This is a genomic window from Segatella buccae ATCC 33574 (genome assembly GCF_000184945.1).
GTDB lineage: Bacteria > Bacteroidota > Bacteroidia > Bacteroidales > Bacteroidaceae > Prevotella > Prevotella buccae.
Genome location: NZ_GL586311.1, coordinates 1,939,544 through 1,963,996, shown reverse-complemented (window position 1 = coordinate 1,963,996; position 24,453 = coordinate 1,939,544). Strand labels below are relative to the sequence as shown.

Here is a 24,453-nt window from a genome sequence, read left to right as displayed (position 1 = left end):
CCTCAACGTGCAACCAATATGCAACCACCCATGATGAGCGCAACGCCTATCCATCTTGTTACAGGAATCGTCTCGTGGAAAATAAGCATAGCTGTCAACATGCCAAATACATAGCTAAGCGATATCATCGGATAAGCCATGGAAAAGGGAAAGTTCTTGATAATGTACATCCAGAGGACTGTTGCCGCAGCATAGCAGATCCCACAACCGAGAAACCACCAGTTGGTAAGTTGGCTCGCAAAGAAATGTACAGTCCACGCGAATCCTCCCATCTTTTGGAGTGCAAACTTAAGCAAAACTTGTCCTCCACAGAGCAACATACTTTGCACAACGGCTATCAAAAACAATCTCATAGGGCCGTATATTTGATCTCTGCCGTATCTTCTTTGCCCACACCATGCCAAATTTCTACAGCCGTAATCTCTGCAAGTGGGTGCTTTCCCGGTTCGGTCGACAACATCACCGCCACCGAACGGTCGGTCGCAACACCTACCATCGGAATGGAATTTCCATCCACCAATTCTTTTCCAAACCCCAAATCATTAAAAATTTTCTTCACCCCCGGGGGTAGCTCGTCATTAGCACACACGAGAGCCGTCCTGATTTTTCCCACCTTCATTTGTATGAACGCGTCCTGCATAGCGCATTCAAAGGATATTTTGCGATGACTGTACGTGCAGTTGTACCCATGTGTATGGGTGTAGATGCCAATAAGAGAGGCCACCGTGTTATGGGTGGACTGCATAAAATGGGTGGGCATACTCACCTCTTCACCTTCCAAAGCAAGTCCGTTCAGCAGATATTCTGTCTCCTCCAAGCATCCTAAAGCCGTACCGTTGATGATGGCATCGGGATGCTCCACACCGGTTTCTCCGATGACTTTCAGGGCTGTGGCCAACGCACGCTTCAGCAACCTGCCGTAACGACGGGTTTTCATCGGATTGAGATACCGGCGATATTCCTCTTCCGGCACATTTTCCGCACGCCCTATGACATATACTTTATTCTCCATATCGATTTTCGCATCTTTATTCGGACACGCTGTTCACAAGGCTTTTCCCTGTTCGAAACGCCCCAAAATCACCGTAGAGTCATTACCACCAAATCCAAAGCCATTGCACATAACATGATTCAGCATGGGGCAACCATCATGCTCCTCTGATTTTTCCATACTTCTTGAGAGACCGTCTGCCAACACTCCATGCACCGGTACGATACATTTCTCATCAGATTTCTGCCAATTAAGGTTCTGTGGTACAAACCGGTGCTGCAGTGCCAAAAGGCAAAAAACACTCTCAATGCTTCCACTTGCACTCGTCGTATGCCCTGTAAAGCCTTTTGTCGATGACACGGCCGGCAAGGCATCACCAAAAACGCGCCTCAAGGCTGCACTCTCACTGGCATCATTGTTTGGCGTACCTGTACCGTGAGCATTGACATATTGGATTTCTTCCGGCATCAGTCCGGCCTCATGCAATGCTTCTCTCATGGCCAAGAAAGCCCCTTCTCCATCGGGGGAAGATGCCGTTTGATGGAAAGCATCACACGCATTTCCTCCTCCTTCATACCGGGCGAGAATCTTTGCGCCCCGTCTACGGGCAAACGCTTCGCTTTCCAACACCAGATAAGCGGCTCCTTCACCTAAATTGAGTCCCTTGCGCGCTACATCAAAAGGCTTGCAGACCTCCTCGTCGAGAATCATCAGCGACTTGAAACCATTGAGGTGAAAACGTGTAAGGCTTTCGCTTCCCCCCACCACGACAACATCTCGCATTCCACTTTGAATGAGTCGGGCACCAAAGATAATAGCATTGGTGGCCGAACTGCAAGCAGTGGAGATGGTAGAAGTGAAATCGAAAACACCGAAATAGTCGGCAATCCGGTTTGTACTTGCTCCACAGTCGTGTCGGTCAAGCAATTCCGGTGTGAGGTTATCCGGATAAGACTGCTCTGTCATATCCATTCCCCCAACGGTTGTCCCGGAGACAAAGGCAGCCCGGACATCCTTGAGCTGCGCTTCTTCCAATGCCTCTTTTAAGGCTATAATACCCATCAGTTCGGTACGGGCATATCCTTCCCCAGACTTCAGTCCCAGTAGTTCTGCCATCTCCCCGTTACTCATCTTCACCTCGCCCACCGGATATTCCGTATGGGTTGTATGCAGATAGCGCACAGGGGCAATCCCTCCCCGCCCCTCAACAAGCGAGGCGTAGCATTGCTGTTTATTATTTCCAATGGCAGAAACAATCCCGCTTCCGGTTATGACTACATTCTTATCCACCTCAATGCTTATTGCAACAAAAATTATTTTGTGCGGTTGGCAGCTACATAATCGGCCATCACCTTGACACTCTTAAAGATATGCTTACCTTCTTTGGGGTCTTTGACTTTGATACCATAGTTTTTCTCGAGCAGCACAATCAACTCAAGTGCATCGATCGAATCAAGTCCCAAGCCTTCGTCACCAAAGAGTGAAGCATCGGAGTCAATCTCTTCGGGGGTAACTTCTTCGAGGTTTAATGCCTCGATAATCTTATGTTTCAGTTCTTCTTGCAATTCCATTATCTTTCCATTAAATATAATTTTGCATTAAAATGTTCCTTGTCTTCACAATCAAGCCATCCGCAGAGCATGCTTGTCGTCATCGGATCGAGCAAAGTCTCTTCAGCTACGGACATCATCAATGCCTCGTTTTCTTCGGCCAGCACATAGCAGGAAGCCTCTCCAAAATATCTGTTGCGTATCGCAAGCTCACCCGTCACGATGTTGGGCAGTGTGTAAACGAAAACAGCCGGACTTGGGAAATAGTTATCTGCACGCTCTATCGTATGCTCATAGTCCTTGTCATTGCAGAGTGAACCCAGCCTACTGAAAACGATGATTGCTCTGTCTTCCCGTCCTTCTCCTTCAGGCACACGTCCTTTTTCATCAAAAACGCGGTTGGGGTTTTCATCTTGCAACAGCAATTCTGAAGCCACAAAACCCAGTCTGCACAAAGTGTCCATCTTAAAGAATTTCGGATAGAAGCCTATTCTCGTGCGATACACGTTTTTCAACATTTCGCTTCCCGTGCCCTCTACATCAAGCCTTTGCCCATTAACGATAACATGGGTGGGAGTTATTTCCACTTGCCGGACAATCTTCATGCTTCCCCTCCTCTCTTATACAACATGGCAGCATTGCTCCCTCCGAATCCGGAGAGCAATTTTACAAAGGCATGTTTGTTTGTCGACCGGTTCCGGTTGGAAATGTTGACAGCATGGGAAACGCCCATTTTGTCAAATCCTCGCGTAGCCAACACCGTATGGTCATCAATGGCACGCATAGACAAAACGGCTTCCAAGATGCCCGCAGCACCCATCGTATGGCCATAATAGCCTTTCAACGTGTTTACCGGAAGAACCGACAGCCCCATTCTATGGATGGCCGTTGCTTCCATTTCGTCATTATAGAGCGTGGATGTACCGTGTACATTGATGAAAGCCAGCTCTTCGGTTAAAACACTATCATCACATGATACTTTGCCTGCTTGTCTTATCAGCACCGCTTTCAATGCCCGGTAACTGCCCTCGCCTGTACGAGAGGGACCGGATATGTGATTGGCATCGTTACGGATTGCACCGCTTACAGCGCACCAACCGCCATGTGTCACAGCCCGTTTCATTATCATGCAAGCAGCAGCTTCACCGACATTCAGTCCACACCGCTCCTTGTCAAAAGGTTTGCATGCTACTGGCGACAATGCCTTGAACGACTGAAAACCACTTATAATAAATTTGCTTTGTACTTCAGCTCCCACCACGACAGCATAATCATAATGTCCGCTCTCCAACGCTCTGGCAGCGGCTATCTGTGCGCTCAGACCTGATATACAGGCATTAGAGACCACCAACGGTTCGTTCGGGTTACCGAAATAAGCTGTCAACATGCGGGCAGCATATCCCGGTAACACTCTCTCGCGGGAAAAGTCGGCCTCGACTGAATCAAGCAATTCGATGTTTCCTTTTGTCGTGGACACCACAAAGAGCACTCTTTCCGATTTAGGGTTGACACCGGTATGGTGCAAGGCTTCATCGGCGGAATGGATAAGAATGCGCTCAAAACGTGTAAACCTCCCTTCTCCGGGCATCTCCCCCCACTGCTCATCGGTAAAAAGGGAAGCTGTGAACGGTTCAGGAATCCCCCACTTGCCGTCATACCGGCGAAGCATGGAGCCCCCTGCTTTCACTGCCCGATAGTTTTCTTCGGTCGTGAAACCTAAAGGAGATGTTATGTTATCGGCTATTATCTCAACCATTTCTTTTTCCAGTCTTCATAAAACTGCGGATTCTCCCACATCAACTGATAATCTTTATCAAGAAATACCTGTATGCTTTCACCCGTAGCCATCAGTTCGCCCGTAACCGTATCATAGATTTCATACTCGAAGACTATTTTTGCAGCCTCCGTGGGACGATAGATTATGTCAATGCGCGGGTGCATACCATAAAGCAAGGGTTTCTTGTAATGGAAACTCAAATCCACCAGCGGCGCATAGCATCCGTTGCCGAAAATGGTCATGTACTCCAACCCATATTTAGCTCCGAACGTCTCACGCGCATCTTCAAAATAAAGTGGATAGGAACCATGCCACACAAAGTTCATGGAGTCGACCTCACTGAATCGTATTTCAAACTCCTTGGATGCCTTCAATTCTTTCATGACTTTCTTTCCGTTTGAGCCTTCTGCGAAACCGGTTGCTCTGCTGCCACCTCATCGGCCAAAGCAATCTTCATTTCAGCAGTAGTGACCACTCGGTCTCCAATCCTAATCACAGCCGTCACCAAAGTGAGTCCCATGATCTGCTCCAACACATGGATAGTGGTGGTAAGCACATCGCCCACGACCGGCGTATCAATGACTTTCATGTCTTTCACCGCACCGATAAAGCCTATCTGTATGCCTCGCTTGAGAATATACTTGTTGACATATCCCAACCGGGCGGCACAGGCCTGGGCAATGTTTTCTGCCAATGCACACGCATTCAGCCGGCCATTTTCCACAAAGAGATTGTCTTCCCGCACAAGAAAGCTTGCCGTGGTGGTCTTTTCGTCAAAATAGACCAACTTGTCCACCATCACGAAAGGCTCCCGTTGAGGCAACAACTCGTGTATATCTATCTGCTCCAAGTCCATCAGTTCCAAAACTCAAAATAGTTAAACCACTGTGTGGGATATTCATCAAGCACCCTCTCAAGATTCCGGGCGTATGCGTGTGCCAACCTCTCGGCACGGACTTTGATGCTCTGTCCTTCATCTGCATAGTCCAACTGCTTGATGAGAAGACGGTATTTCTTTGCCGAAACTTTCATCACATTGATTGCCAGTACGGGCAAGTTCCGCTGAACGGCGGTTGCAAAAGGTCCCATGGGAAACTTAGCTTTCGCCCCTATAAAATCGATGTCAAAATGCCGGCTGCTTCCGAAAATCCGGTCAGCGGGAATACTCACACTCTCACCTTCGGCCAACGCATTGTTCATTTCAAACAGATGGCTCATGTCGTCACGAATGAGAATCATGCGAAGATTATTCCCCTCAAACATCTTTCGTCGATAATCCATCACCGTCTCGGCCTCCCCAGCATACACAAGAGCATTGAATCGCTTGTTCTCCGCCACGAGCGTATAGCCCGCAGCTTCATAATTGCCTACATGGGCACTCAAGATGACAAAACCGTCTTTCCCTTTTGAAAGGTCAAGATAACGTCCATTGTCTTCGATGTCAAAATCAAACTTCCCGCCGGCGTAGATATAGAAGCGGTCGAGAATCACTTCTGCAAACTTGCAATGATTGAGATAGGTGTGCAGAAAGGCGCGCCACACTCCCTCGTTTCTTCGTCGACGAAAGTAATGGTATATCGCCAGATAGCCTTGACGGGAGAAAAACATGCAGAAAGGAATCACAAAAACATCGGTGAAGACATATAGGCCACGGAGTGGAAGATATCCCATCATCCATATCAGGCAACGGTGCATCCACAATGTGCCCTCCGTTTTGCCTTTCCATTCCGGCTTTTCCTTGCTCTTGTTCATCGTTAGTCTCATCTTGTCAGGCTAAGGCCTGCTAAGTTCTCTTTCACACATTTTGTCCCTATCGTGTATTCTTTTGTTCCGGAAAAGACAAAAATCCGAATTATACTTTCGACTCGATATAATCGCAGAAATCCTTCAAAGTTTTCACACCCGCCATTTCTTCAGGCTTGATTTTGAAACCGAACTTCTTTTCGACAATCACCACGATGTCTACAAAGTCGAGCGAATCAATGCCGAGGTCGTCTTTTAACAGGGCCTCGGGGGCAATATTCTCTTCGTCGATTTCCAGATCATCGATCAGAAATTCTCTAACTTTTTCTTCTATTTCTTTTCTTTCCATAAATTGATATGATTTCTATTGATATATTCTTATTGGGTCTTCACCTCTATGATGGAGTGTCCTTGTCCGAGGTTGTCGTGTATCTTATCCACCCGCAAGCCTGCTTTTCCAATCAAACGGATGAGGTCATCAGAGTGATACATCTTGCTGTTTCCATTGGCTATGTCGGTGAAATAAAGGCTGGTCTGGGTCAGGCAAAAGGCTGCCGTTTCATATTTTTGGCGATCCCAAAGGGTCTCCATAATATATAAAGTAGTATTTTCGTCCATCACCCGGGCCGCCCGCGCCAAAATGCTCTCTATCTCGTCTTCGCCGAAACAGTCGAGGAATTGGCTCATCCAAATAGCATCAAAGTGCTTGTCAGTCGGAAACCGGCTCTCGCGGTCAAGCAGATTCATGGCATAACCATCAATGCGGTCGGCTCCATGCTTCCCGGCAGTATACCGGCGCATCAGCTCCAGTTGCTGCGGCAAGTCGACGATGGTGACCCGCACCGCCTCATCGTGAGCCACACATTGCATGGCCCATCGGCCGGTATTGCCTCCTACATCCATCAACTCACGCGGTTTCTTGGCAAAAACAATAGCCAAAGCTTCTTCAAACGAACTGTCACTATAAAAATGGTCGAAGGCAAACCAGCTTTTCCGGGCATCATCGGGCAACCGTGACAGCCCCTCATAGATGGTGCTCCAATCACCGAGATGCTTCAAACCTACCGGCCGGCCTTCTTTTAGGGCCTCCTCCAACCGGAACATTCCTTGATAGGTGACATCGTGGTTGAAGTCAACGTTCACCCGCGTAGCGGGGTCGTTGAGCAGAAACCAACCAGTTTTGGATATCGAAAAGCGGTCGGTGTCTTTGTTGACTAACACTGTGCCGATGCCCAACGAGGCTTCCAGCAGGCACTTGGCCGCATAGACACTCACGCCTGCACGCTCCGCCACTTCTGCTGCGGTCAATTCTTCTGTACGTAGCATTTCGAGGATGCCCCACTTGATCATCAAGCGAGACACCTCAAAAACTATCGGGCCGAAAGCAATAAACTCTGCCAACCGCTGTGCTTCGCGTGCTGACAACGTTTCTTTCGTATATTTTCTTTCTAACGGTGCCGAAAGATACATGGTCTATAACTTCTCATAGAGGATGATGGCAAATCTGCCACCAACCGCCCTCACTTTAAAGCTTTCTTGATAAAATTGCCCAACTTCTTGCCGGAATCCTTGAACCCATCTCCCCAAAGGTTTGACATCGAACCGAACGTTCCACCTTTTCCAGCAATAGAAAACTCGGCTATGGTCTTCTTACCGGAAGTCGTCTTCACCACACACTTGATGATATTGTCGCCCTTCTTGCTGACGTTCTGAGGCTTCAAAACCAATGTGTACTTACAAGATTTGTCCTTGCTGAGGTACAAGTTGCAAGAGCTCAACTTCTTATTGGCAGCCTCAACTAAATCGTCTACCCGAGGTTTCAACTCCTCATTCAGTTCTTTCTTGGCATCCCAATCAGGTTGGTCGGCCTGACGAACTTCCAGCCAGTTGGGAACAGACTTACGGTCGATGGTCAAGTCGGCCCAGTCTACCACAAAATTGATTTTCTGTTCGCCCTTCAGAGCACTTAAATCAACTTTCTCTCCTGCAAAAGCAGAAACTACAGACAGCAAGAAAGCTGCCACCATCATCATTTTTTTCATAAGCGTGAAATATTAAAGTTGCTACTCTTTTACTTTCTTTATCACTAAGGCCGAATTGGTTCCTCCGAATCCGAAACTATTGCTTAGAACTGCGTTGATTTCTGTTTCCACTGTTTGGGTGGCAATATTCAGATGTTCGGAATACTCATCGGGATTCTCAAAATTGAGGTTTGGAGCCACGAAACCGTGCTGCATCATCAGCGTGGCATACACGATTTCACTTGCACCGGCCATCCAACACTCATGCCCCGTCATGCCTTTGGTGGACGAGATGAGTGCATGGCGACCACGAAACATGCGATCGAGTGCCATTGCTTCAAACATGTCTCCCTGCCGGGTGGAAGTGGCATGGGCGTTGATATAATCAATATCGCCGACTTCAAGTCCTGCCATCTGCAACGCACGCTCCATAGCAATCACGCTGCCTTCATCGGAAGGTTGCGAGATGCCACCGCCGTTGGACGAAAAGCCATATCCACACACTTCGGCAAGGATGGGGGCACCACGCCTTACAGCACTCTCATAACTTTCAAGCATCACAGCTGCACCGCCACCGCTCGGCACCAATCCGTCGCGATCGCGATCGAACGGGCGGGAGGCCTTGGCCGGTTCATCCATACGCATGGAAAAAGCGCCAAGCGCATCGAAAGTTGCCATGGAATAATAGTTCACCTCTTGCGCCCCACCACAAAGGATGCGGTCTTGCAATCCCTGTTTGATGAGCAGATAGCCCAAGCCTATGGAATGACTGCCACTGGCACAAGCCGAACTCACACTGAAGTTGACGCCGCGCAACTGGAAGATAGAACTCAAGTTCATATTCACTGTGGAGTTCATCGACTGAAAGATATAGCCCGACCCCAAAAGCTGGGTGTCGTGCTTCTCTTCCATGATTTTGGCCGCCTCAATGACCGGGCGGGCCGACGAGTCGTTGCCGAAAATGACGCCCACTTCGTGTTGCTGAAGAAACGCCTCATCGATTCCGGCCTGCTCAAAAGCCTCACGGGCGGCCATGAAAGCATATTCACCCTCTTCCGGCAAACCTGCACGCAATCGGCGGTGGAGCAATCCTTTCAGTACAGGACGCTCCACGAGTCCCGTCAAGGCAGACTGATAACCATACACCAGCCGTTCCTCTTCGATGCCGATGCCCGACTTCCCCTCACGAAGTGACTGCGTGACTTCTTCCTTATTTTTTCCGAGACACGACCAAATGCCCATGCCCGTAATAACCACACGAATCATTTAAAACTCAAATATTTAAAAATTCAAAGATGCAAAGAAAACTCCTGCTCATCATCTTGCCAGATGTTTCTCTATCCTCGTCATTGGTGCAAAGAGCCCATTTCCTCACCATCTATGTGAATATTTACATTTATTTTATTACTAATTTGAAGATCAAAGAAGCAAATTAGCCATAGTTTATTTGGCCATTTCCCCTATTGTTCATGCTACCTATTTTTTCACCTTTTGCATTTTAAGTATGCAGCCCACCATTGATTTGGATGACCTGTCCGGTGATATAGGCAGCCTCATCACCGGCCAAGAAAGCGGCGAGCGAAGCCACTTCTTCGGGTCTGCCGAAACGGCCGGCAGGAATGAGCTTGCTCAACTCCTTCTCGTCCAGATCTTTTGTCATGTCCGTGGCGATGAAGCCGGGGGCTATGGCATTGACCGTTACCTTGCGCTTGGCCACCTCTTGGGCAAGAGCCTTGGTGGCTCCGATGAGGGCCGCCTTGGCCGCACTGTAATTGGTCTGCCCGGGCAGACCTTTGATGCCACTCAACGAGACAATGTTAATGACACGCCCGCCACGATGGGCCAACATGTTTTTGAGCAACCGGCGGGTGACGAAAAAGAAGCCGTTGAGGGGCGTATCGACCACCTCGCGCCACTCTTCGTTTTGCATGAATATGAGCAGATTGTCACGACGGATGCCGGCATTGTTCACCAACACCGAAACATAGTCGTCGGGGTGGGCAGTTTCCCACGCTTCCAACGCAGCCTCAATAGCCTCGCCGTCGGACACATCAAACTTCAGTAGTTCGGCTTTTCCGCCGGCAGTCTCTATCTCCGCCACTGTTTGGCGGGCCGCTTCGTCGTTGCTGCAATAGTTTACTATCACGGGCAGCCCCGTCTGTGCCAACCTCAAGGCGATGGCCTTGCCGATGCCACGGGATCCTCCCGTTACCAATGCGTATTTCATTTACTTGTCGTTTGTCGTTGTTTAAGATTCTCTTCCGCCCCGATCATCGGCGAGCCGCAGAGGATGATCGGCCATCCAGCACTCCACATTCCTTATATCTTTATAAAAAGGTGTATCTTCCACGAACGTGGGGCAGACCTTTCTGACTTCTTCATAGATGCGCCTGCTCGTGGATGCCAACTTATCTTGAATGCCGAGACAGTCTACAGCCTGTGCCAAAGCAATGTATTGGATGGCGATGATCTGGCGGCAGTTTTCTATCACGTGGCGGGTGATAAGCGCCGTATTAGTGCCCATCGACACGATGTCTTGATTGTCGTTGTTGTTGGGAATGCTGTGCACGTAGTTGGGCATGGCAAGCGTCTGACACTCGGCCGTGGTCGACGTGGCCGTGAACTGGCAGGCCTGCATTCCATAGTTGAGTCCTAACGTGCCCAGATTGAGAAACGGCGGCAGAATGCCGTTGATGCGATCGTGAAACAGATAGTTGAGCTGACGCTCGGAAGTCATGGCCAGTCTCACCACCGCTATCTTCACCTTGTCTTCTTCGAGCGAGATGTAGTCGCCATGGAAATTGCCTCCGTGATAGACATTCCGCGACACGGGATCCACCACGGGATTGTCGCAGACCGAGTTGAGTTCCTCCTCTATCACCTTACGGCTGTTGGCCAGCGTCTCATAAATGGGCCCCAATATCTGCGGCACACACCGCAACGAATAGTAGGCCTGCACTTTGTGCCCAAATGTCTTTTCCTCATGCCCGCCGTTGTAAAGCTCATGCTCGCGCTTTTCCATGCAATGTGTGCCCTCGGCAAGGGCGCGCATACGCTCGGCTATCACCCGTTGGCCCTCATGACGCTTGGCCTCATTGAGCTCACGGGCCATCAAGTCGTCAAACGACGAGGCTATCTCGTTCATCATCACGCCGGCCAGGGTGGCCCAGTCAAGCAACTGTTCGGCACGAAACTGGTTGACCATGGCGATGCCTGTCATGACACTCGTGCCGTTGGTGATGCTCAAGCCCTCACGGATATGAATCCGGAGAGGTTCCAACCGGCATTCACGAAGCACATCGCCGGCCTTGCGCCACTCTCCGCGATAATGCACTTCGCCTTCGCCGATGAGCGTCAGTGCGATGTGGGCCAACTGCACAAGGTCGCCGCTTGCGCCCACACTTCCATGCTCGGGAATGAAAGGGAATATCCCGCGATTGATAAATTCGACCAGCAACTTCACGCAATCGACATGCACCCCCGACTTGGCTTGCAGGAAAGTGCCCAAGCGGGCTATCATAGCCGCCTTCACATAGAGGTCGGGCAACGGTTCGCCTGCCCCCGTTGCGTGGCTGCGGATGATGTTGTATTGGAGTGCTGTCAGATGCAGGTCGGCCACGCGCCATTGCGCCATCGGGCCAAAGCCGGTATTGATGCCGTAAATAATCTTGTCGGAGCAGAAGTCTTCCAGAAACCGATAACAGTTCTCCACTTCATTAAGGGGAAGTTCATCCGGTCGGAGTTGCCCTCCCTGAAAGAGGAGCTTTTCGACTTCGGCCAATTCAAAACCATCATTCATTTAAACAATCTCACGCTTATTATTTATCCGGTTACTATGATTTGCAAAAATAAAAAGAATATTCGATGTAGCCAAACAAAAAGGATAAAAATTAAAACTCGCCGCCCCGTCTTTGTCAACAACTTTCACACCCGATTTGGAAACGGCTTCAAAATGTATTATCTTTGCAATAGCAAAGGGAACGGGTAGCCGTTCCCTTTTTTCATTCCCTATATCCACAAAGGCCATCCACCCCCAATATGGGGTGTCATCCGGCCCAAACAGCCATGCGAAAGGGCCACACTTGGATTCTCACTCGGCCCGAATGAGCTTCCAACCGTGGCCCTTTCAGAAAGTCAAAGGACTGCTACGGGAAAATATTCCGGCTGTTACAAGGCTCTAATTATTTCCCGACAAAAAGGCGTGTAAAGTCTTTTAATTTTAACATTTTATTTTTCACATTTTCTTTTCCGATCTTTCTGAGACAGTTCGCGGGCTATGATTTCGGCCATTTTCCGCGCACCTTCGGCATTGGGATGGATGCCGTCAGGAAGCATTTTGTCACCGTCGGCAGCAAAAAGGGTGTGGAGGTCAATCACCATGCATTTGTTTTTCTTGGCCAACTTGCGGATGACGGGGATTATCCCGGTCGTGATGACACTGTCACTGATGTTCCATGTGGACTTGAAGGCCGGTATCGGCGTAGTCAAGAAAATCTTCGGCTTCGACGGAAGCGCCTTGAGGGAGTCGATGAGTGTCTGCATGTCGGCGGCAAACTCACTGCCATACTGCCAGTTTTCGGGTTTGGAGTCATTGGTGCCGAGTTTCACGATGGCCACATCGGGACAGAAATCAAGAGCGTCGCGAAACGCCGGCTCTTTCATATAGGGATAGTCTCCCTTGTTCAGCATCGTGCGACTGCTCACCCCGAAGTTCTTCACCAAGTAGCCGTTGCCTAAAATCGACTGAAGCACAGCCGGATAACCGTTCTGCGAAGCCATCGGAATGCCATAGCCCTCAGTGATGGAGTTGCCGATGCAGGCTACACGCAGCGCACCGACTTTGGACGAAGGGAGCTGATGGAGCCATGCGGTGAGTTCGCTGAGCATCAACTCATGGTAAGGCCATGAAGAACGGAACCCAAAGCCGTGACCGCCCAAAGGATAGATGAGCATCGTACAGGCATTGCCCGCCCGACGCATGGCACTGTAATAGGCCACACCGTTTTCCACGGGAGGCACAGCCTTGTCGTCGTTGGCCATGATGAGAATGGCAGGGGGTGTGCGGTGGACACGCACTTGTGTCTCGTTGGAATAAAGGTCGAGCAACTGCTTGTCGGGGTGCTTGCCCAAAAGATTCTCGCGCGAGCCGGAGTGTGCGCCCCCATTCATCGTTATGACCGGATAGAAGAGAATGGAGAAATCCGGCCGGGCCGCCAACGGGGCATGAGTGGACAATGTGGAAGCCAAATGCCCACCGGCCGAGAAGCCCATGATGCCCACATCGTGCGGATTGATGCCCCACACGGCTGCACTGTCGCGCACCAGACGCATGGCAGCCTCGGCATCTCCTATCGGCAGCGAACGGTCACCGTGTGGCATACGATATTTCAACACGAAGAAAGCAATGCCCTGACGATTGAAATAGTCGGCCCATTGATGCCCCTCATGTTCCATGGCCAAATGGGCATAACCTCCACCGGGACAATCGACCACGGCCCGCCCTGTGGGCGAGGAGGGCAGATAGGCAAAGAGTTGGGCTTCGCCGTCGGCCGACAAGGAGAGCCGAAACTTGCGGGCGGTTTCTTGTGCCGAAACAGACAATGCCATCGGGAAAAGCAGCAAAAAGGACAGCAACATCCGTCCCATCATGCTTGAAAGAATCTTTTTGTTCATTGTTTTTGCGATTTATTTTGTATGTTGAGTGTATCGAAGGGCTTCATGAAAGCTCGCTTTCTAATTGCCGAATGCAGCCTATTTTATGCAAAAATAGCGCAAATGAGCGCAATGAAAGCTTGCTTTCTAATTGCCGAATGCAGCCTATTTTATGCAAAGTTAATAAATAATGGTGTAGTTTTTCTATATTTTTTTGCTTTTCTCTCCTTTTTTATTATCTTTGCATCTGATACTATTGTTTCAATCATAAACGAAGACACATGAAAGATTTTCTGAAACACGTTCTTGCCACGATTGTCGGACTTTTCGGTTTCGGCATCGTAATGCTCATCTTGGGTTTTATCAGCCTCATCGGCATTATGGTTTCTGGCAACGGAACGACCAAGATTGACGATAATTCGGTGTTGGTGATAAACCTGCAAGGGGATATCAGCGAAAAGGCGGAAGAAGATTTCATCGGCCGGCTCACAGGCAATCGAATCAATCAACTGGGACTGAACGAGCTGAAAGACGCCATCAAGAAAGCACAAGACAATGACAAGATAAAGGGTATCTACTTGCAGGCGGGCGTGTTGCAGAGCGACTACGCCACGCTACAGGAACTGCGCAACACACTGGCCGACTTCAAAAAAAGCGGCAAGTGGATTATCGCATACGGCGATTCCTACACGCAGGGAGCCTATTATCTGACTTCGATAGCCAACAAACTCTACCTCAACCCCGAGGGAATGCTCGACTGGCACGGCATTGCAGCCCGAATACAATTCAACAAAGGACTCTACGACAAGGTGGGACTGAAATATCAGGTGTTTAAAGTGGGCAAGTTCAAGAGCTACACCGAACGGTACACCGAGGAGCAGATGAGCGAACCCAACCACGAACAAGTGAAACGCTACATCAACGGGTTATGGGACATTATGGTGGCGGATGTGTCGAAAAGCCGCAACATCGCTCCGACCAAGCTCCGGCAGTTGGCTGACAGCACCCTCTTCCTGAACGACAACAAGATGCTCGTGAGCAATAAAATCGTGGACGGACTACTCTATTACGACCAACTGAAGGCTGCCATGAAAAAGCAACTGGGCATTGAAGAGGACGAAGACATCAACCAAGTGACGGTTGGCGACGTGATAGAGGCAAGCGAGGAGGACTCTCAAGGCGATGCCATAGCCGTCTATTACTGTGAAGGTTCTATCGTGCGGATGCCGTCGGAAAGCCTTTTCGGTGGCGAGAAAGAAATCGTGTCCGACGTGGTGTGCAGCGACTTGGCCGATTTAGCTGACGATGACGACGTGAAAGCGGTGGTGTTGCGCATCAACTCGGGGGGCGGTGACGCTTACGCCTCGGAACAGCTTTGGCGACAGGTGAAACTGCTCAACGCCAAAAAGCCCGTAGTGGTATCGATGAGCGGAATGGCTGCTTCGGGGGCCTACTACATGAGCATGGGTGCCCGTTGGCTGGTAGCACAACCCACAACACTCACCGGCAGCATCGGCATCTTTGCCTGTCTGCCTGATTTCAGCGAGCTGTACAACCAGAAATTGGGTATCAGATTTGATGAAGAAAAGACCAACGAGATGGCCACTTTCAGCTATCCGATAGGTATGGTGCCCATGGCACGGCATTTCAATGCGACCGAAGCTACAGCCATTCAGAATTATGTGAACCGTGGCTATGTGCTGTTCCGCCAGCGTGTGGCTGAAGGACGAAAAATGAAAACAGCCCAGGTGGAAGACGTGGCACAAGGCCGCGTGTGGCTGGGAACGGATGCCCTGCACCTGAAACTGGTAGACCAGCTTGGCGGTTTGGAAGAGGCAATGACCAAAGCAGCCCAACTGGCCAAACTAAAGAAGTACCATGCGGAAGAATATCCGCTGGTTGGCAGCTTCTTGGAACAGTTGCTCAATCAGGCAGAAAACCACAATAACTATCTTGACAGCCACATGAGAATGGTTTTGGGAGAGTTCTACCAACCGTTTGTGGAGCTGCGCAATGCCCGCAACCGTGAACTGCTGCAGGCCCGGATTCCCTTCACGCTTGATGTGAAATGAGGAGTCGGTCGGCCACAGCTTGGCAGATTTACACCCATGGGGATATGTAAACGTCAACACAAGAAACCATAAACGGCAAAAGAGACGGCTCTTTTCAAACACCCATATTAAGAAAAAAGCAATGTGAGAACAGAAGGAGATCTTATCAAAATCAATGAATTTCTGCGCCCGCTCAGTTGGATTTACGGTGCAGGAGTGAGACTTCGCAACTGGTTTTTCGACATTGGTGTGTTGAAAAGCCGGGCGTTCGACATTCCTGTAATAGCTGTGGGCAACATCACGGTGGGCGGTTCGGGCAAGACTCCTCACGTGGAATATCTCATACGGCTGTTGGAGAAAGTGGCACAGGTGGCCGTCCTCTCACGGGGCTACAAGCGCAAAAGCCGTGGATATGTGCTCGCCAACGATGACACGCAGGTGCAACAGATAGGCGACGAGCCTTACCAAATGCACCGGAAGTTTCCCGGTGTGTTCGTAGCCGTAGACAGGAAACGCACACATGGCATCGACCGACTGCAACACGACGAGGCTACCAAGGATACGGATGTAATTTTGCTTGACGACGCTTTCCAGCACCGCTATGTGAAACCGGGCATCAACATCCTACTTGTAGACTATCACCGGCTCATCATCTACGACACACTGCTTCCGGCAGGCCGGCTTCGCGAACCACTCTCGGGAAAGAACAGGGCTGACATGGTCATCATCACCAAATGTCCGAAAGACCTGAAGCCGATGGAGTTCAGAGTGCTCACTAAAGCTCTTGACCTCTATCCCTACCAGAAACTCTTTTTCACCACCATCGACTATGCCGCTCCCCAACCTGTATTCCCGGAGGGAAATGACAGTTGTCCGGCCTCGATGAAAGAGTTGGGCACTCACAATGTACTCCTCATCACAGGCATTGCCTCACCTCGCCAGATGGTCAACGACCTGAATGGTGTGATGCATCATCTCACGACGCTCACCTTTCCCGATCATCACCAATTCAAGACACATGATGCAGACAATATCAACAGCGCATTCGATGCCCTGCCCTCACCCAAGGCTATCATCACAACAGAGAAAGATGCCGCAAGACTACAAGACCTCAAAGGACTAAGCGAAGAAGTCAGGAAAAATATCTACGCTCTGCCCATACAGATAAAATTCATGCTCGAAGGAGCAGAAAACTTTAATGATAAAATTATTAGTTATGTACGAAAAAATTCAAGAAACAGCATCCTGGTTAAAGGAAAGGATGACAACAAGTCCAAAGACAGCCATCATTCTGGGCACAGGACTGGGACAATTAGCTTCAGAGATAACTGACAGCTACGAATTCAACTATTCCGACATCCCCAATTTCCCGGTCTCGACAGTCGAAGGACATAGCGGAAAACTGATTTTCGGCAAACTCGGCGACAAGGACATCGTCGCCATGCAGGGACGCTTCCATTTCTATGAAGGATACTCCATGAAAGATGTGACATTCCCCGTACGCGTGATGTATGAATTGGGCATAGAAATGCTTTTTGTAAGCAACGCATCGGGCGGTATGAACCCTAAATTCAACATTGGCGACATCATGGTCATCACCGACCACATCAATTGCTTCCCGGAGCATCCGCTTCGCGGCAAGAACTTCCCCACAGGCCCGCGCTTCCCGGATATGCACGAACCTTACGATGCCAAACTGATAGCACTGGCAAATGAAATAGCCGACAGCAAGGGAATCAAATTGCAGCACGGTGCTTATGTAGGGGTGCAGGGACCGACATTTGAAACCCCGGCCGAATATCGCATGTATCGCATTTTAGGCGGTGATGCTGTGGGCATGAGCACCGTTCCTGAAGTCATTGTTGCCCGCCACTGCGGCATCAGGGTGTTTGGAGTAAGCATCATCACCGACCTCGGAGGCTTCGACGTGCCGGTTGAAGTGAGTCATGAGGAAGTGCAGGTTGCTGCCAACTCTGCCCAACCCAAGATGACGGAAATCATGCGCGAAATGATCCGCAGAAGTTAAAAATCTGACATTTTCATATTATATATTATTGTGGAAATATCCAAACTCGGTGAGTTCGGTCTTATTGACCGACTCACCAAAAACATTAAACTCACCAACAAAACTACGATAAAGGGTGTCGGAGACGACAGTGCTATTCTGCACTATCCTGACACGGAAGTGCTTGTCACCAGCGATATGCTCATGGAAGGCATACACTTCGACCTCACCTACATGGACATGTACCACTTGGGGTATAAGGCTGCCATGGTAAATATGAGCGATATCTTCGCCATGAATGGTACGCCTCGTCAACTCATCGTAAACATCGCTTTGAGCAAGCGTTTCACCGTAGAAGACCTTGAGGAGTTTTATCGCGGTCTGCAACAGGCTTGTGACAAATGGAATGTGGACATTGTCGGTGGCGACACCTCGGCTTCTTATACCGGTCTGGCTATCAGCATCACTTGCATTGGCGATGCCCGGAAAGAGGAGATCGTCTGCCGCAACGGCGCCAAGGAGACCGACCTCATCTGTGTGAGTGGTGATCTCGGGGCAGCTTATTTGGGACTGCAACTGCTCGAAAGGGAGAAAACGGTCTATTATCAACAGGTGGAAGACATACAAAAACGGCTGCGGAAGGCACAGGCCGATGGCAATGCACAACACATTGCCGCCCTAAACGACGAACTCAGTAGAATGAAAGATTTCCAGCCCGACTTTGCCGGAAAGGAGTATTTGCTTGACCGACAGCTCAAGCCGGAGGCACGGGGTGACATCATTGCCCAACTACGCGATGCCAACATCCACCCGACATCAATGATGGACATTTCCGATGGATTGAGCAGCGAACTGTTACATATCTGCAAACAAAGTGGATGCGGCTGCCGCATCTATGAGAAAAATATTCCAATAGATTATCAAGCGGCTGTCATGGCAGAAGAATTCAACATGAATGTCATCACTTGTGCCCTGAATGGCGGCGAAGATTACGAATTGCTTTTTACCGTGCCTATCGGAGACCACGAGAAAATAGAAGGCATGGAGAATATCAAGCAGATCGGTTATATCACTAAAGAAGACTTGGGAGCCATGCTCATCACACGTGACGGACAAGAATTTGCCCTACAAGCACAAGGTTGGAACCCACTTAAATAACTTCCGCCACCACATTTTAGATAAGGAGCGATTGTGCGCGAATAGCTTTCTCCGATCCTCCTGCCATGCTGCCTCACCTTTACAACAAGCTGTTTTCTTGCATCTCATCAGCTATCATGGAATGGCAGCATGGCAGGAATTCACTTTTCAAAAAGGACATATCCCCCTCTTTCTCTCCTTACTGATGCCTAAAGACTATGGAGGAAGCATCGCAAACGGTTCTCTGTTAATAAATATTAACCTGCATGAAATTTTCAAATTCCAACTCTTTCTTTCCAAATAAAATTTATATCTTTGCAACCGCAAAAGAAAAGGGTACCTTAGCTCAGGTGGTAGAGCAATGGACTGAAAATCCATGTGTCCTTGGTTCAACTCCAAGAGGTACCACTCCTCCTTTCATTTAGAGGACTGTTCTCGCAAGAGGCAGTCCTCATCCTTTTTTATATGCACTACCTTTTCACCCACTTATAAAAACAAACAAACCAAACATATCAAAATGAACAAAAAAAGAATTATTTCCATCACACTGTTTTTCATGCTATCATGGGCCATGGCCGTCTCCAACGAATACGACAAATATTATCAGAATCTGCCCATCCCAATGAGTGCCCCCACACTTCCCACCATCCCCGACAACCGGGTTTCACTACCGGATTTCGGAGGTAAGGGAGACGGCGTTACGATGAATACCGAAGCCTTTGGCAAAGCCATGAGTGAGCTAAGCAAGAAAGGTGGCGGGCATTTGGACGTGCCGGCAGGCGTGTACCTTACAGGCATGATTTCTTTCAAGGATAATATTGACCTGCACTTAGACAAAAATGCAATTATTGTGCTCTCCCCCGACAAGAATGATTTTATCAAAATTGAAAACGGGATGAAAGATGACAAAGCCACGCCCGGCATCAATGCCAGCAAACGCAAGAACATCTCTATCACCGGTGAGGGCATCATTGACGGCAACGGTGAATGGTGGCGACCCGTGAAACGCGGCAAGGTGAGCGACACCGAGTGGAACCGGCTCAAAGCCATGGGCGGTACAGTGACTCCTAAAGGTGACCTTTGGTATCCGTTCAACCTGACCCATTTCAGCAATGTGGCTGACACGTATGAGACCCAAGAAAGATATCGCCCTCACCTCGTGCGCTTCACTGACTGCGAAAACGTGCTTGTAAAGGGTGTCACACTACTCAACTCCCCTAAGTTTCACATCATCCCCACCCGCTGCACCAATGTCGTCATTGACGGTATCACAGTAAAATGTCCGTGGAATGCACAAAACGGTGATGCCATAGACATCAGCAGTTGCCGACAGGTGCTCATTATCAACAATGTGATTGATGCCGGAGACGACGGCATCTGCATGAAGGCGGGAGCCGGGGCAAAGGGAGTTGAATACGGGCCCGTTGCCAATGTACTGATAGAAAACAACACCGTTTATAACGCCCACGGCGGATTCGTCATAGGCAGCGAATTTTCAGGCGGTATGAAAAACATTGTCGTGAGACGCAATAAATTCTGTGGTACAGACACCGGTTTGCGTTTCAAGAGCGCCGTCAAAAGGGGTGGCAAAACCGAAAACATCTTCATCAGCGACATCTACATGACCGACATCAAGAATGAAGCTATTGTCTTCGAGACCACCTATTGGGACAACCATGTGGGTGCAAAGAAAGCTACAGCTCCTATAAAAGCAGAATATGTGCCCGAATTTCAGGATATCCACATCTCCAATATAATTTGTCGCGGGGCAAAGACAGGTATTGCCGCTCACGGAGAACGGGGAATGATACACCACATTACTATTGAAAATTCCTGCATCTTCTATACGGATAAAAGTACGGACATTGATGCCAACAGCGACATTAAACTGACCAATGTCAGATTGTTGACATTCGAAAACCGCCAATAAAATCTTTCAGATAACCGTCAGACAATCACCGTCTACGCAAAAATGAATGTCCAGACCCTCAAAAGGCATACCATAAACCTTTTGAGGGTCTTTTTGGTATTGGGGACGAGGGTCTTCAGCCAGCACCTCCTGCAACTGCATGATGCTTTCGTCCGTCATTCCATCTTGTCTCATGAGGCGTTCTTTCACCTCAGAGGGTATCTCCACCTTCAGTCGCTTCCATTCCCTCCGATCCACAAATCCGCTCCTCGCCTCCGGGTGACTGTCGGCATAGGTGACATAGGGCTTGATGTCATAGATGGGTGTACCATTCATGAGGTCGGCTCCCAGCACATGGATGATCGGCCCGCAAGCGGTTTCCCACTCAATGTGATCAATGCGCACAGAGGACAGTCCCAGACTGTTGGGACGAAAAGGACTGCGAGAAGCAAACACACCCACCTTTTTGTTACCCCCTAACCGGGGCGGACGCACCATGAGACTTGTCTCCCCATGCCGGTTGGCCGAAAACTCCCACACGAGCCACAAGTATTCAAACTCCTCCATGCCCCGCAAAGCATCGGGATTTCGGAACTCGGGAACAAAAACGATTTTGCCACGTAAATTGCCGACAATGCCGCTCTGCTTGGGTATCCCAAATTTAGAGCAAAAGGGCGAATGAAAGACGGCTACAGGCTTGATTTCCATTTTCTGAAAATTTGTTGTTAGGACTATTTATGTCTGCAAAATTAAAAAAAGATTAGCTTTTAACATCCTCTTACATATATTTTTACTATATTTGCCTTGTAGTTAACATTTATCAACCTAATGATCAGACACTGACATGATAAATATCCGCAGTTTCACAGTCCTGTTTCTGTTTGGTGCAAGTTCTTCCATGTTTCCACTCCACGCCCAAACCACGGCATTGACCTCATCTGTGCAAGACTCGCTAAGAAAGGAGTTCATGGGAGGCATCTCCACTGGAAAGGGCGGTTCGGTAGATGTGGTGGATCAGTCGCGCATGAAAAAAGGTCTCATCACCTCCTCCCTTGATGCCCTTTCCGGTCAAGCCGTTGGTGTAAACATAGCTTCCGCCGGTAACGACCGCATGGCCATGCTGAGTTCCGTGCGCGTGCGAGGAACCACCTCCCTCACCGGTGGCAACGACCCGTTGGTCATCATCGACGGCGTTTACAGCGACCTCTCTACCCTGAGTGGCATCTATCCTGCCGACATTGCCAGTTTCGCAATATTGAAAAATGCTGCAGAGACGGCCCCCTACGGTTCGCGTGGTGCCTCGGGAGTGATACAAGTGACCACCAAGAAGGGGCATGGTTCGCAGTTTCACATTTCTTACGATGGCAACATGGGCTTCGAATCTGTCTACGACAAAATCAGAATGCTCAACAGAAATGGCTACATTTCCACCGCCAAAGCACTGGGACTCGGCTACAACGACGGAGGTTTCGACACCGATTTCCAGAAAGCCATCACCCGCACGGGATTCATACAAAACCATCATGTCGCTTTCAGCGGAGGCGGTGAAAGTTCGAGCTACCGCGCCTCACTGGGCTTCATGGATCACAACACCGTGATAAAAAACAGCGAATACGACAATTTCGTGGCCAAGATCGATCTCACTCAAAAGGCATTCGACAATCTGCTGACCATCGACTTGGGGGTATTCGGCTCTTCCCAGAACAACAAAAACATCTTCGACACTCAACAACTCTTCTACTCGGCAGCCACACAGAACCCCACCTACCCCGACGGTATGAATGCCACCGGTGGCTGGGACAGAAATGCGCTCGCTTCGCAAATTTGCAACCCATTGTCTCTGCTCCATAAGCAAGACCATGACAAGCTACTCAACTTCAACACACACATACAGCTCTCTTTCGCTCTCAGCCAAGACTTGGCACTGAAAGCTTTTGGTTCCTATTCGTACAACTCCACCGAGAAAGCCCAATATCTCCCCACATGGGTGTGGGCACAAGGGCAGGCCTATCGTGCCGAAGTGAAAAATGAAGACTGGCTGGGCAACCTTTCCCTCACGTATCACCACGATTTCAGAGGGCATATCATCGACGCGTTGCTTCTCGGGGAATACCAGTCGCGCTTGCAGCGTGGCTTCTTCACCACCGTAAAAGGATTCACCAGCAATGCTTTCGGCTATGACAACCTCGCTGCCGGAGCCACCATCCCATACGGCGGAACGGGCAGCCATTACGATAATCCTAAACTGGCTTCGGCCATGATGCAGGTGAGCTACGACTGTCAGGGGCTTTTCACGCTCACGGCCAATGCCCGCGCCGACGGTTCGTCGATGTTCGGCAAGGGCAACAAGTGGGGCTTTTTTCCTTCGCTTTCTGCCTCGTGGAATCTTCTCCATACATTTTCCGCACTGCAACAGCTGCACCGGCTTGACAAACTCACACTGCGCTCGGGTTATGGAGTCTCGGGCAACACGGGTGGTATAGAGAGTTACAACTCCATGTTACTGCTCAACCCCAACGGACTCGTCTCGTGGAATGGCACACCCGCCGCCACGCTCGGTATAGCCAGTAATGCCAATCCCGATCTCAAATGGGAGTTGCGCAGCACCTTCAATATCGGAACCGACATCGGACTGTTTGACAACCGACTCGTGCTGACAGCCGAATACTATTATTCCAAAACCACTGACATGCTCTACATGTACAATGTGCCCGTGCCGCCATTCACCTATGACAAACTGTTGGCCAACATCGGGTCCATGAGCAACAGCGGCTTTGAGGTGGGACTTGGCCTGACCCCACTGCTCAAAAAGGACATGGAGTTGAACATCAATGTCAACCTCTCGTTCCAAAAGAACAAGTTGCTTTCACTCAGCGGCAACTACAACGGCACCTACCTGTCAACCTCCGACATCACCCCCATAGGCCATCTCACAGGTGCAGGCTTCCACGGAGGTGACAACAACATCGTCTACCAAATTGTGGGACAACCTCTCGGCGTGTTCTATCTGCCTCATTGTACGGGACTTTCCAAGAATGCCAACGGGCAATACACCTACGACATAGCCGATCTTGACGGTAACAAGGTGGTGGACATAGCCGATGGGGCCGACCGGTATATAGCCGGACAGGCCACACCTAAAATGACACTCGGCTCAAACGTAAGTTTCCGCTACCGCGACTTCGACATTTCCGTGCAAATGAACGGAGCTTTCGGACATAAGATATACAACGGTACAGCCCTCACCTACATGAACATGACAAGTTTCCCGGCCTACAATGTCATGGAAGGGGCATCCGAAGCCAACATCGCCGACCAGACCGCCACCGACTATTGGCTCGAAAGCGGTGACTATCTCAACTTCGACTACGTGACCGTCGGCTGGAATGTGCCGGTGAAGAAACACTGCCGCTATATCAACAGTCTGCGCCTCTCGCTCTCAATAAATAATCTTGCCACACTCACGGGCTACTCCGGTCTCACGCCGATGATCAACAGCTACGTGGTGGGCAGTACGCTTGGCATCGACGACAAGCGTTCCTATCCTCCCTACCGCTCTTACAGCTTAGGCGTAAGCATACAATTTTAACGCTATCTCCCTACACATTAAGCTCCAT

Annotated in this window: 23 protein-coding genes and 1 tRNA gene; 7 read left to right on the top strand and 17 right to left on the bottom strand. The window is 49.7% G+C overall.

The features are described from left to right. Positions 1 to 2 precede the first annotated feature (2 nt). From HMPREF6485_RS07575 to axeA1, 16 genes are all read right to left on the bottom strand, one after another. The gene (locus HMPREF6485_RS07575; protein WP_004340545.1) at positions 3 to 353 is read right to left on the bottom strand and encodes an EamA family transporter; all 351 of its coding nucleotides are present in this window, start codon (positions 351 to 353) and stop codon (positions 3 to 5) included. Next, complete coding sequence (locus HMPREF6485_RS07570; protein WP_004345768.1) at positions 350 to 1,012, bottom strand: beta-ketoacyl synthase chain length factor; 663 nt, start codon at positions 1,010 to 1,012, stop codon at positions 350 to 352. The genes HMPREF6485_RS07575 and HMPREF6485_RS07570 overlap by 4 nt, the downstream gene beginning before the upstream one ends. 33 nt (positions 1,013 to 1,045) lie before the next feature. Beyond that, the gene (locus HMPREF6485_RS07565) at positions 1,046 to 2,281 is read right to left on the bottom strand and encodes a beta-ketoacyl-[acyl-carrier-protein] synthase family protein (protein ID WP_004345767.1); all 1,236 of its coding nucleotides are present in this window, start codon (positions 2,279 to 2,281) and stop codon (positions 1,046 to 1,048) included. Positions 2,282 to 2,304: 23 nt separating this feature from the next. Beyond that, complete coding sequence (locus HMPREF6485_RS07560; protein WP_004340542.1) at positions 2,305 to 2,562, bottom strand: phosphopantetheine-binding protein; 258 nt, start codon at positions 2,560 to 2,562, stop codon at positions 2,305 to 2,307. Next, on the bottom strand, positions 2,562 to 3,146 hold the full coding sequence (locus HMPREF6485_RS07555; protein ID WP_004345766.1) for a hypothetical protein: 585 nt from the start codon (positions 3,144 to 3,146) through the stop codon (positions 2,562 to 2,564). The genes HMPREF6485_RS07560 and HMPREF6485_RS07555 overlap by 1 nt, the downstream gene beginning before the upstream one ends. Beyond that, positions 3,143 to 4,297, bottom strand: coding sequence for a beta-ketoacyl synthase N-terminal-like domain-containing protein (locus HMPREF6485_RS07550; RefSeq protein WP_004345765.1), 1,155 nt, complete (start codon positions 4,295 to 4,297; stop codon positions 3,143 to 3,145). Before HMPREF6485_RS07550 ends, HMPREF6485_RS07555 begins: the two co-directional genes overlap by 4 nt. Next, positions 4,285 to 4,701: an acyl-CoA thioesterase gene (locus HMPREF6485_RS07545; protein ID WP_004345764.1), complete on the bottom strand. Its 417-nt coding sequence runs from the start codon at positions 4,699 to 4,701 to the stop codon at positions 4,285 to 4,287. The genes HMPREF6485_RS07550 and HMPREF6485_RS07545 overlap by 13 nt, the downstream gene beginning before the upstream one ends. Then, entirely contained in the window at positions 4,698 to 5,174 is a 477-nt protein-coding gene (locus HMPREF6485_RS07540) for a pseudouridylate synthase (protein WP_004345763.1), read from the bottom strand. The genes HMPREF6485_RS07545 and HMPREF6485_RS07540 overlap by 4 nt, the downstream gene beginning before the upstream one ends. Then, entirely contained in the window at positions 5,174 to 6,070 is an 897-nt protein-coding gene (locus tag HMPREF6485_RS07535; RefSeq protein ID WP_044125934.1) for an LpxL/LpxP family acyltransferase, read from the bottom strand. The genes HMPREF6485_RS07540 and HMPREF6485_RS07535 overlap by 1 nt, the downstream gene beginning before the upstream one ends. A gap of 100 nt (positions 6,071 to 6,170) precedes the next feature. Beyond that, positions 6,171 to 6,410 (bottom strand): acyl carrier protein, encoded by a 240-nt coding sequence (locus tag HMPREF6485_RS07530; protein WP_004345761.1) that lies wholly within the window; start codon positions 6,408 to 6,410, stop codon positions 6,171 to 6,173. A 29-nt stretch (positions 6,411 to 6,439) separates the two neighbouring features. Next, entirely contained in the window at positions 6,440 to 7,531 is a 1,092-nt protein-coding gene (locus tag HMPREF6485_RS07525; protein ID WP_004340536.1) for a class I SAM-dependent methyltransferase, read from the bottom strand. 50 nt (positions 7,532 to 7,581) lie between these two features. Beyond that, on the bottom strand, positions 7,582 to 8,103 hold the full coding sequence (locus HMPREF6485_RS07520; protein ID WP_004340535.1) for a hypothetical protein: 522 nt from the start codon (positions 8,101 to 8,103) through the stop codon (positions 7,582 to 7,584). A gap of 21 nt (positions 8,104 to 8,124) precedes the next feature. Continuing rightward, entirely contained in the window at positions 8,125 to 9,348 is a 1,224-nt protein-coding gene (locus HMPREF6485_RS07515; RefSeq protein ID WP_004340534.1) for a beta-ketoacyl-[acyl-carrier-protein] synthase family protein, read from the bottom strand. A 232-nt stretch (positions 9,349 to 9,580) separates the two neighbouring features. After that, entirely contained in the window at positions 9,581 to 10,309 is a 729-nt protein-coding gene (gene fabG, locus HMPREF6485_RS07510; RefSeq protein ID WP_004345759.1) for a 3-oxoacyl-ACP reductase FabG, read from the bottom strand. Positions 10,310 to 10,330: 21 nt separating this feature from the next. Next, positions 10,331 to 11,881, bottom strand: a complete 1,551-nt coding sequence (locus HMPREF6485_RS07505) for an HAL/PAL/TAL family ammonia-lyase (RefSeq protein ID WP_004345758.1) — start codon at positions 11,879 to 11,881, stop codon at positions 10,331 to 10,333. Between the two features lie 428 nt (positions 11,882 to 12,309). Beyond that, on the bottom strand, positions 12,310 to 13,755 hold the full coding sequence (axeA1, locus tag HMPREF6485_RS07495; protein WP_004345757.1) for an acetylxylan esterase AxeA1: 1,446 nt from the start codon (positions 13,753 to 13,755) through the stop codon (positions 12,310 to 12,312). 260 nt (positions 13,756 to 14,015) lie between these two features. Here axeA1 and sppA point away from each other — a divergent pair, with 260 nt between their 5' ends. The 6 genes from sppA (at position 14,016) to HMPREF6485_RS07460 (ending at position 20,857) form a co-directional block, all read left to right on the top strand. Then, on the top strand, positions 14,016 to 15,806 hold the full coding sequence (gene sppA / locus HMPREF6485_RS07485; RefSeq protein ID WP_004345754.1) for a signal peptide peptidase SppA: 1,791 nt from the start codon (positions 14,016 to 14,018) through the stop codon (positions 15,804 to 15,806). Positions 15,807 to 15,929: 123 nt separating this feature from the next. Then, positions 15,930 to 17,117 carry a tetraacyldisaccharide 4'-kinase gene (gene lpxK, locus HMPREF6485_RS07480; RefSeq protein WP_004345753.1) on the top strand — a complete coding sequence of 396 codons (1,188 nt, stop codon included), beginning with the start codon at positions 15,930 to 15,932 and terminating at the stop codon, positions 17,115 to 17,117. After that, positions 17,002 to 17,811, top strand: a complete 810-nt coding sequence (locus HMPREF6485_RS07475; protein ID WP_082160585.1) for a purine-nucleoside phosphorylase — start codon at positions 17,002 to 17,004, stop codon at positions 17,809 to 17,811. Before lpxK ends, HMPREF6485_RS07475 begins: the two co-directional genes overlap by 116 nt. 30 nt (positions 17,812 to 17,841) lie before the next feature. Beyond that, positions 17,842 to 18,948, top strand: coding sequence for a thiamine-phosphate kinase (gene thiL, locus HMPREF6485_RS07470; protein ID WP_004345751.1), 1,107 nt, complete (start codon positions 17,842 to 17,844; stop codon positions 18,946 to 18,948). Positions 18,949 to 19,262: 314 nt separating this feature from the next. Beyond that, positions 19,263 to 19,335, top strand: a tRNA-Phe gene (locus HMPREF6485_RS07465). Positions 19,336 to 19,444: 109 nt separating this feature from the next. Next, positions 19,445 to 20,857 carry a glycoside hydrolase family 28 protein gene (locus HMPREF6485_RS07460; protein WP_004345748.1) on the top strand — a complete coding sequence of 471 codons (1,413 nt, stop codon included), beginning with the start codon at positions 19,445 to 19,447 and terminating at the stop codon, positions 20,855 to 20,857. Positions 20,858 to 20,863: 6 nt separating this feature from the next. Here the strand turns inward: HMPREF6485_RS07460 and tsaA are convergent, their stop codons facing one another. Continuing rightward, positions 20,864 to 21,544, bottom strand: coding sequence for a tRNA (N6-threonylcarbamoyladenosine(37)-N6)-methyltransferase TrmO (tsaA, locus tag HMPREF6485_RS07455; protein WP_004345746.1), 681 nt, complete (start codon positions 21,542 to 21,544; stop codon positions 20,864 to 20,866). Between the two features lie 136 nt (positions 21,545 to 21,680). Between tsaA and HMPREF6485_RS07450 the strand changes: the two genes are divergently transcribed. Beyond that, positions 21,681 to 24,425: a SusC/RagA family TonB-linked outer membrane protein gene (locus HMPREF6485_RS07450; protein WP_004345744.1), complete on the top strand. Its 2,745-nt coding sequence runs from the start codon at positions 21,681 to 21,683 to the stop codon at positions 24,423 to 24,425. Positions 24,426 to 24,453: the final 28 nt, after the last annotated feature.

Coding starts and splice junctions, on each gene's coding strand:
- HMPREF6485_RS07575 (WP_004340545.1), bottom strand. CDS start 353: ATGAGATTGTTTTTGATAGCCGTTGTGCAAAGTATGTTGCTCTGTGGA.
- HMPREF6485_RS07570 (WP_004345768.1), bottom strand. CDS start 1,012: ATGGAGAATAAAGTATATGTCATAGGGCGTGCGGAAAATGTGCCGGAA.
- HMPREF6485_RS07560 (WP_004340542.1), bottom strand. CDS start 2,562: ATGGAATTGCAAGAAGAACTGAAACATAAGATTATCGAGGCATTAAAC.
- HMPREF6485_RS07555 (WP_004345766.1), bottom strand. CDS start 3,146: ATGAAGATTGTCCGGCAAGTGGAAATAACTCCCACCCATGTTATCGTT.
- HMPREF6485_RS07550 (WP_004345765.1), bottom strand. CDS start 4,297: ATGGTTGAGATAATAGCCGATAACATAACATCTCCTTTAGGTTTCACG.
- HMPREF6485_RS07545 (WP_004345764.1), bottom strand. CDS start 4,701: ATGAAAGAATTGAAGGCATCCAAGGAGTTTGAAATACGATTCAGTGAG.
- HMPREF6485_RS07540 (WP_004345763.1), bottom strand. CDS start 5,174: ATGGACTTGGAGCAGATAGATATACACGAGTTGTTGCCTCAACGGGAG.
- HMPREF6485_RS07535 (WP_044125934.1), bottom strand. CDS start 6,070: ATGAACAAGAGCAAGGAAAAGCCGGAATGGAAAGGCAAAACGGAGGGC.
- HMPREF6485_RS07530 (WP_004345761.1), bottom strand. CDS start 6,410: ATGGAAAGAAAAGAAATAGAAGAAAAAGTTAGAGAATTTCTGATCGAT.
- HMPREF6485_RS07525 (WP_004340536.1), bottom strand. CDS start 7,531: ATGTATCTTTCGGCACCGTTAGAAAGAAAATATACGAAAGAAACGTTG.
- HMPREF6485_RS07520 (WP_004340535.1), bottom strand. CDS start 8,103: ATGAAAAAAATGATGATGGTGGCAGCTTTCTTGCTGTCTGTAGTTTCT.
- HMPREF6485_RS07515 (WP_004340534.1), bottom strand. CDS start 9,348: ATGATTCGTGTGGTTATTACGGGCATGGGCATTTGGTCGTGTCTCGGA.
- fabG (WP_004345759.1), bottom strand. CDS start 10,309: ATGAAATACGCATTGGTAACGGGAGGATCCCGTGGCATCGGCAAGGCC.
- HMPREF6485_RS07505 (WP_004345758.1), bottom strand. CDS start 11,881: ATGAATGATGGTTTTGAATTGGCCGAAGTCGAAAAGCTCCTCTTTCAG.
- axeA1 (WP_004345757.1), bottom strand. CDS start 13,755: ATGAACAAAAAGATTCTTTCAAGCATGATGGGACGGATGTTGCTGTCC.
- sppA (WP_004345754.1), top strand. CDS start 14,016: ATGAAAGATTTTCTGAAACACGTTCTTGCCACGATTGTCGGACTTTTC.
- HMPREF6485_RS07475 (WP_082160585.1), top strand. CDS start 17,002: ATGTACGAAAAAATTCAAGAAACAGCATCCTGGTTAAAGGAAAGGATG.
- HMPREF6485_RS07460 (WP_004345748.1), top strand. CDS start 19,445: ATGAACAAAAAAAGAATTATTTCCATCACACTGTTTTTCATGCTATCA.
- tsaA (WP_004345746.1), bottom strand. CDS start 21,544: ATGGAAATCAAGCCTGTAGCCGTCTTTCATTCGCCCTTTTGCTCTAAA.
- HMPREF6485_RS07450 (WP_004345744.1), top strand. CDS start 21,681: ATGATAAATATCCGCAGTTTCACAGTCCTGTTTCTGTTTGGTGCAAGT.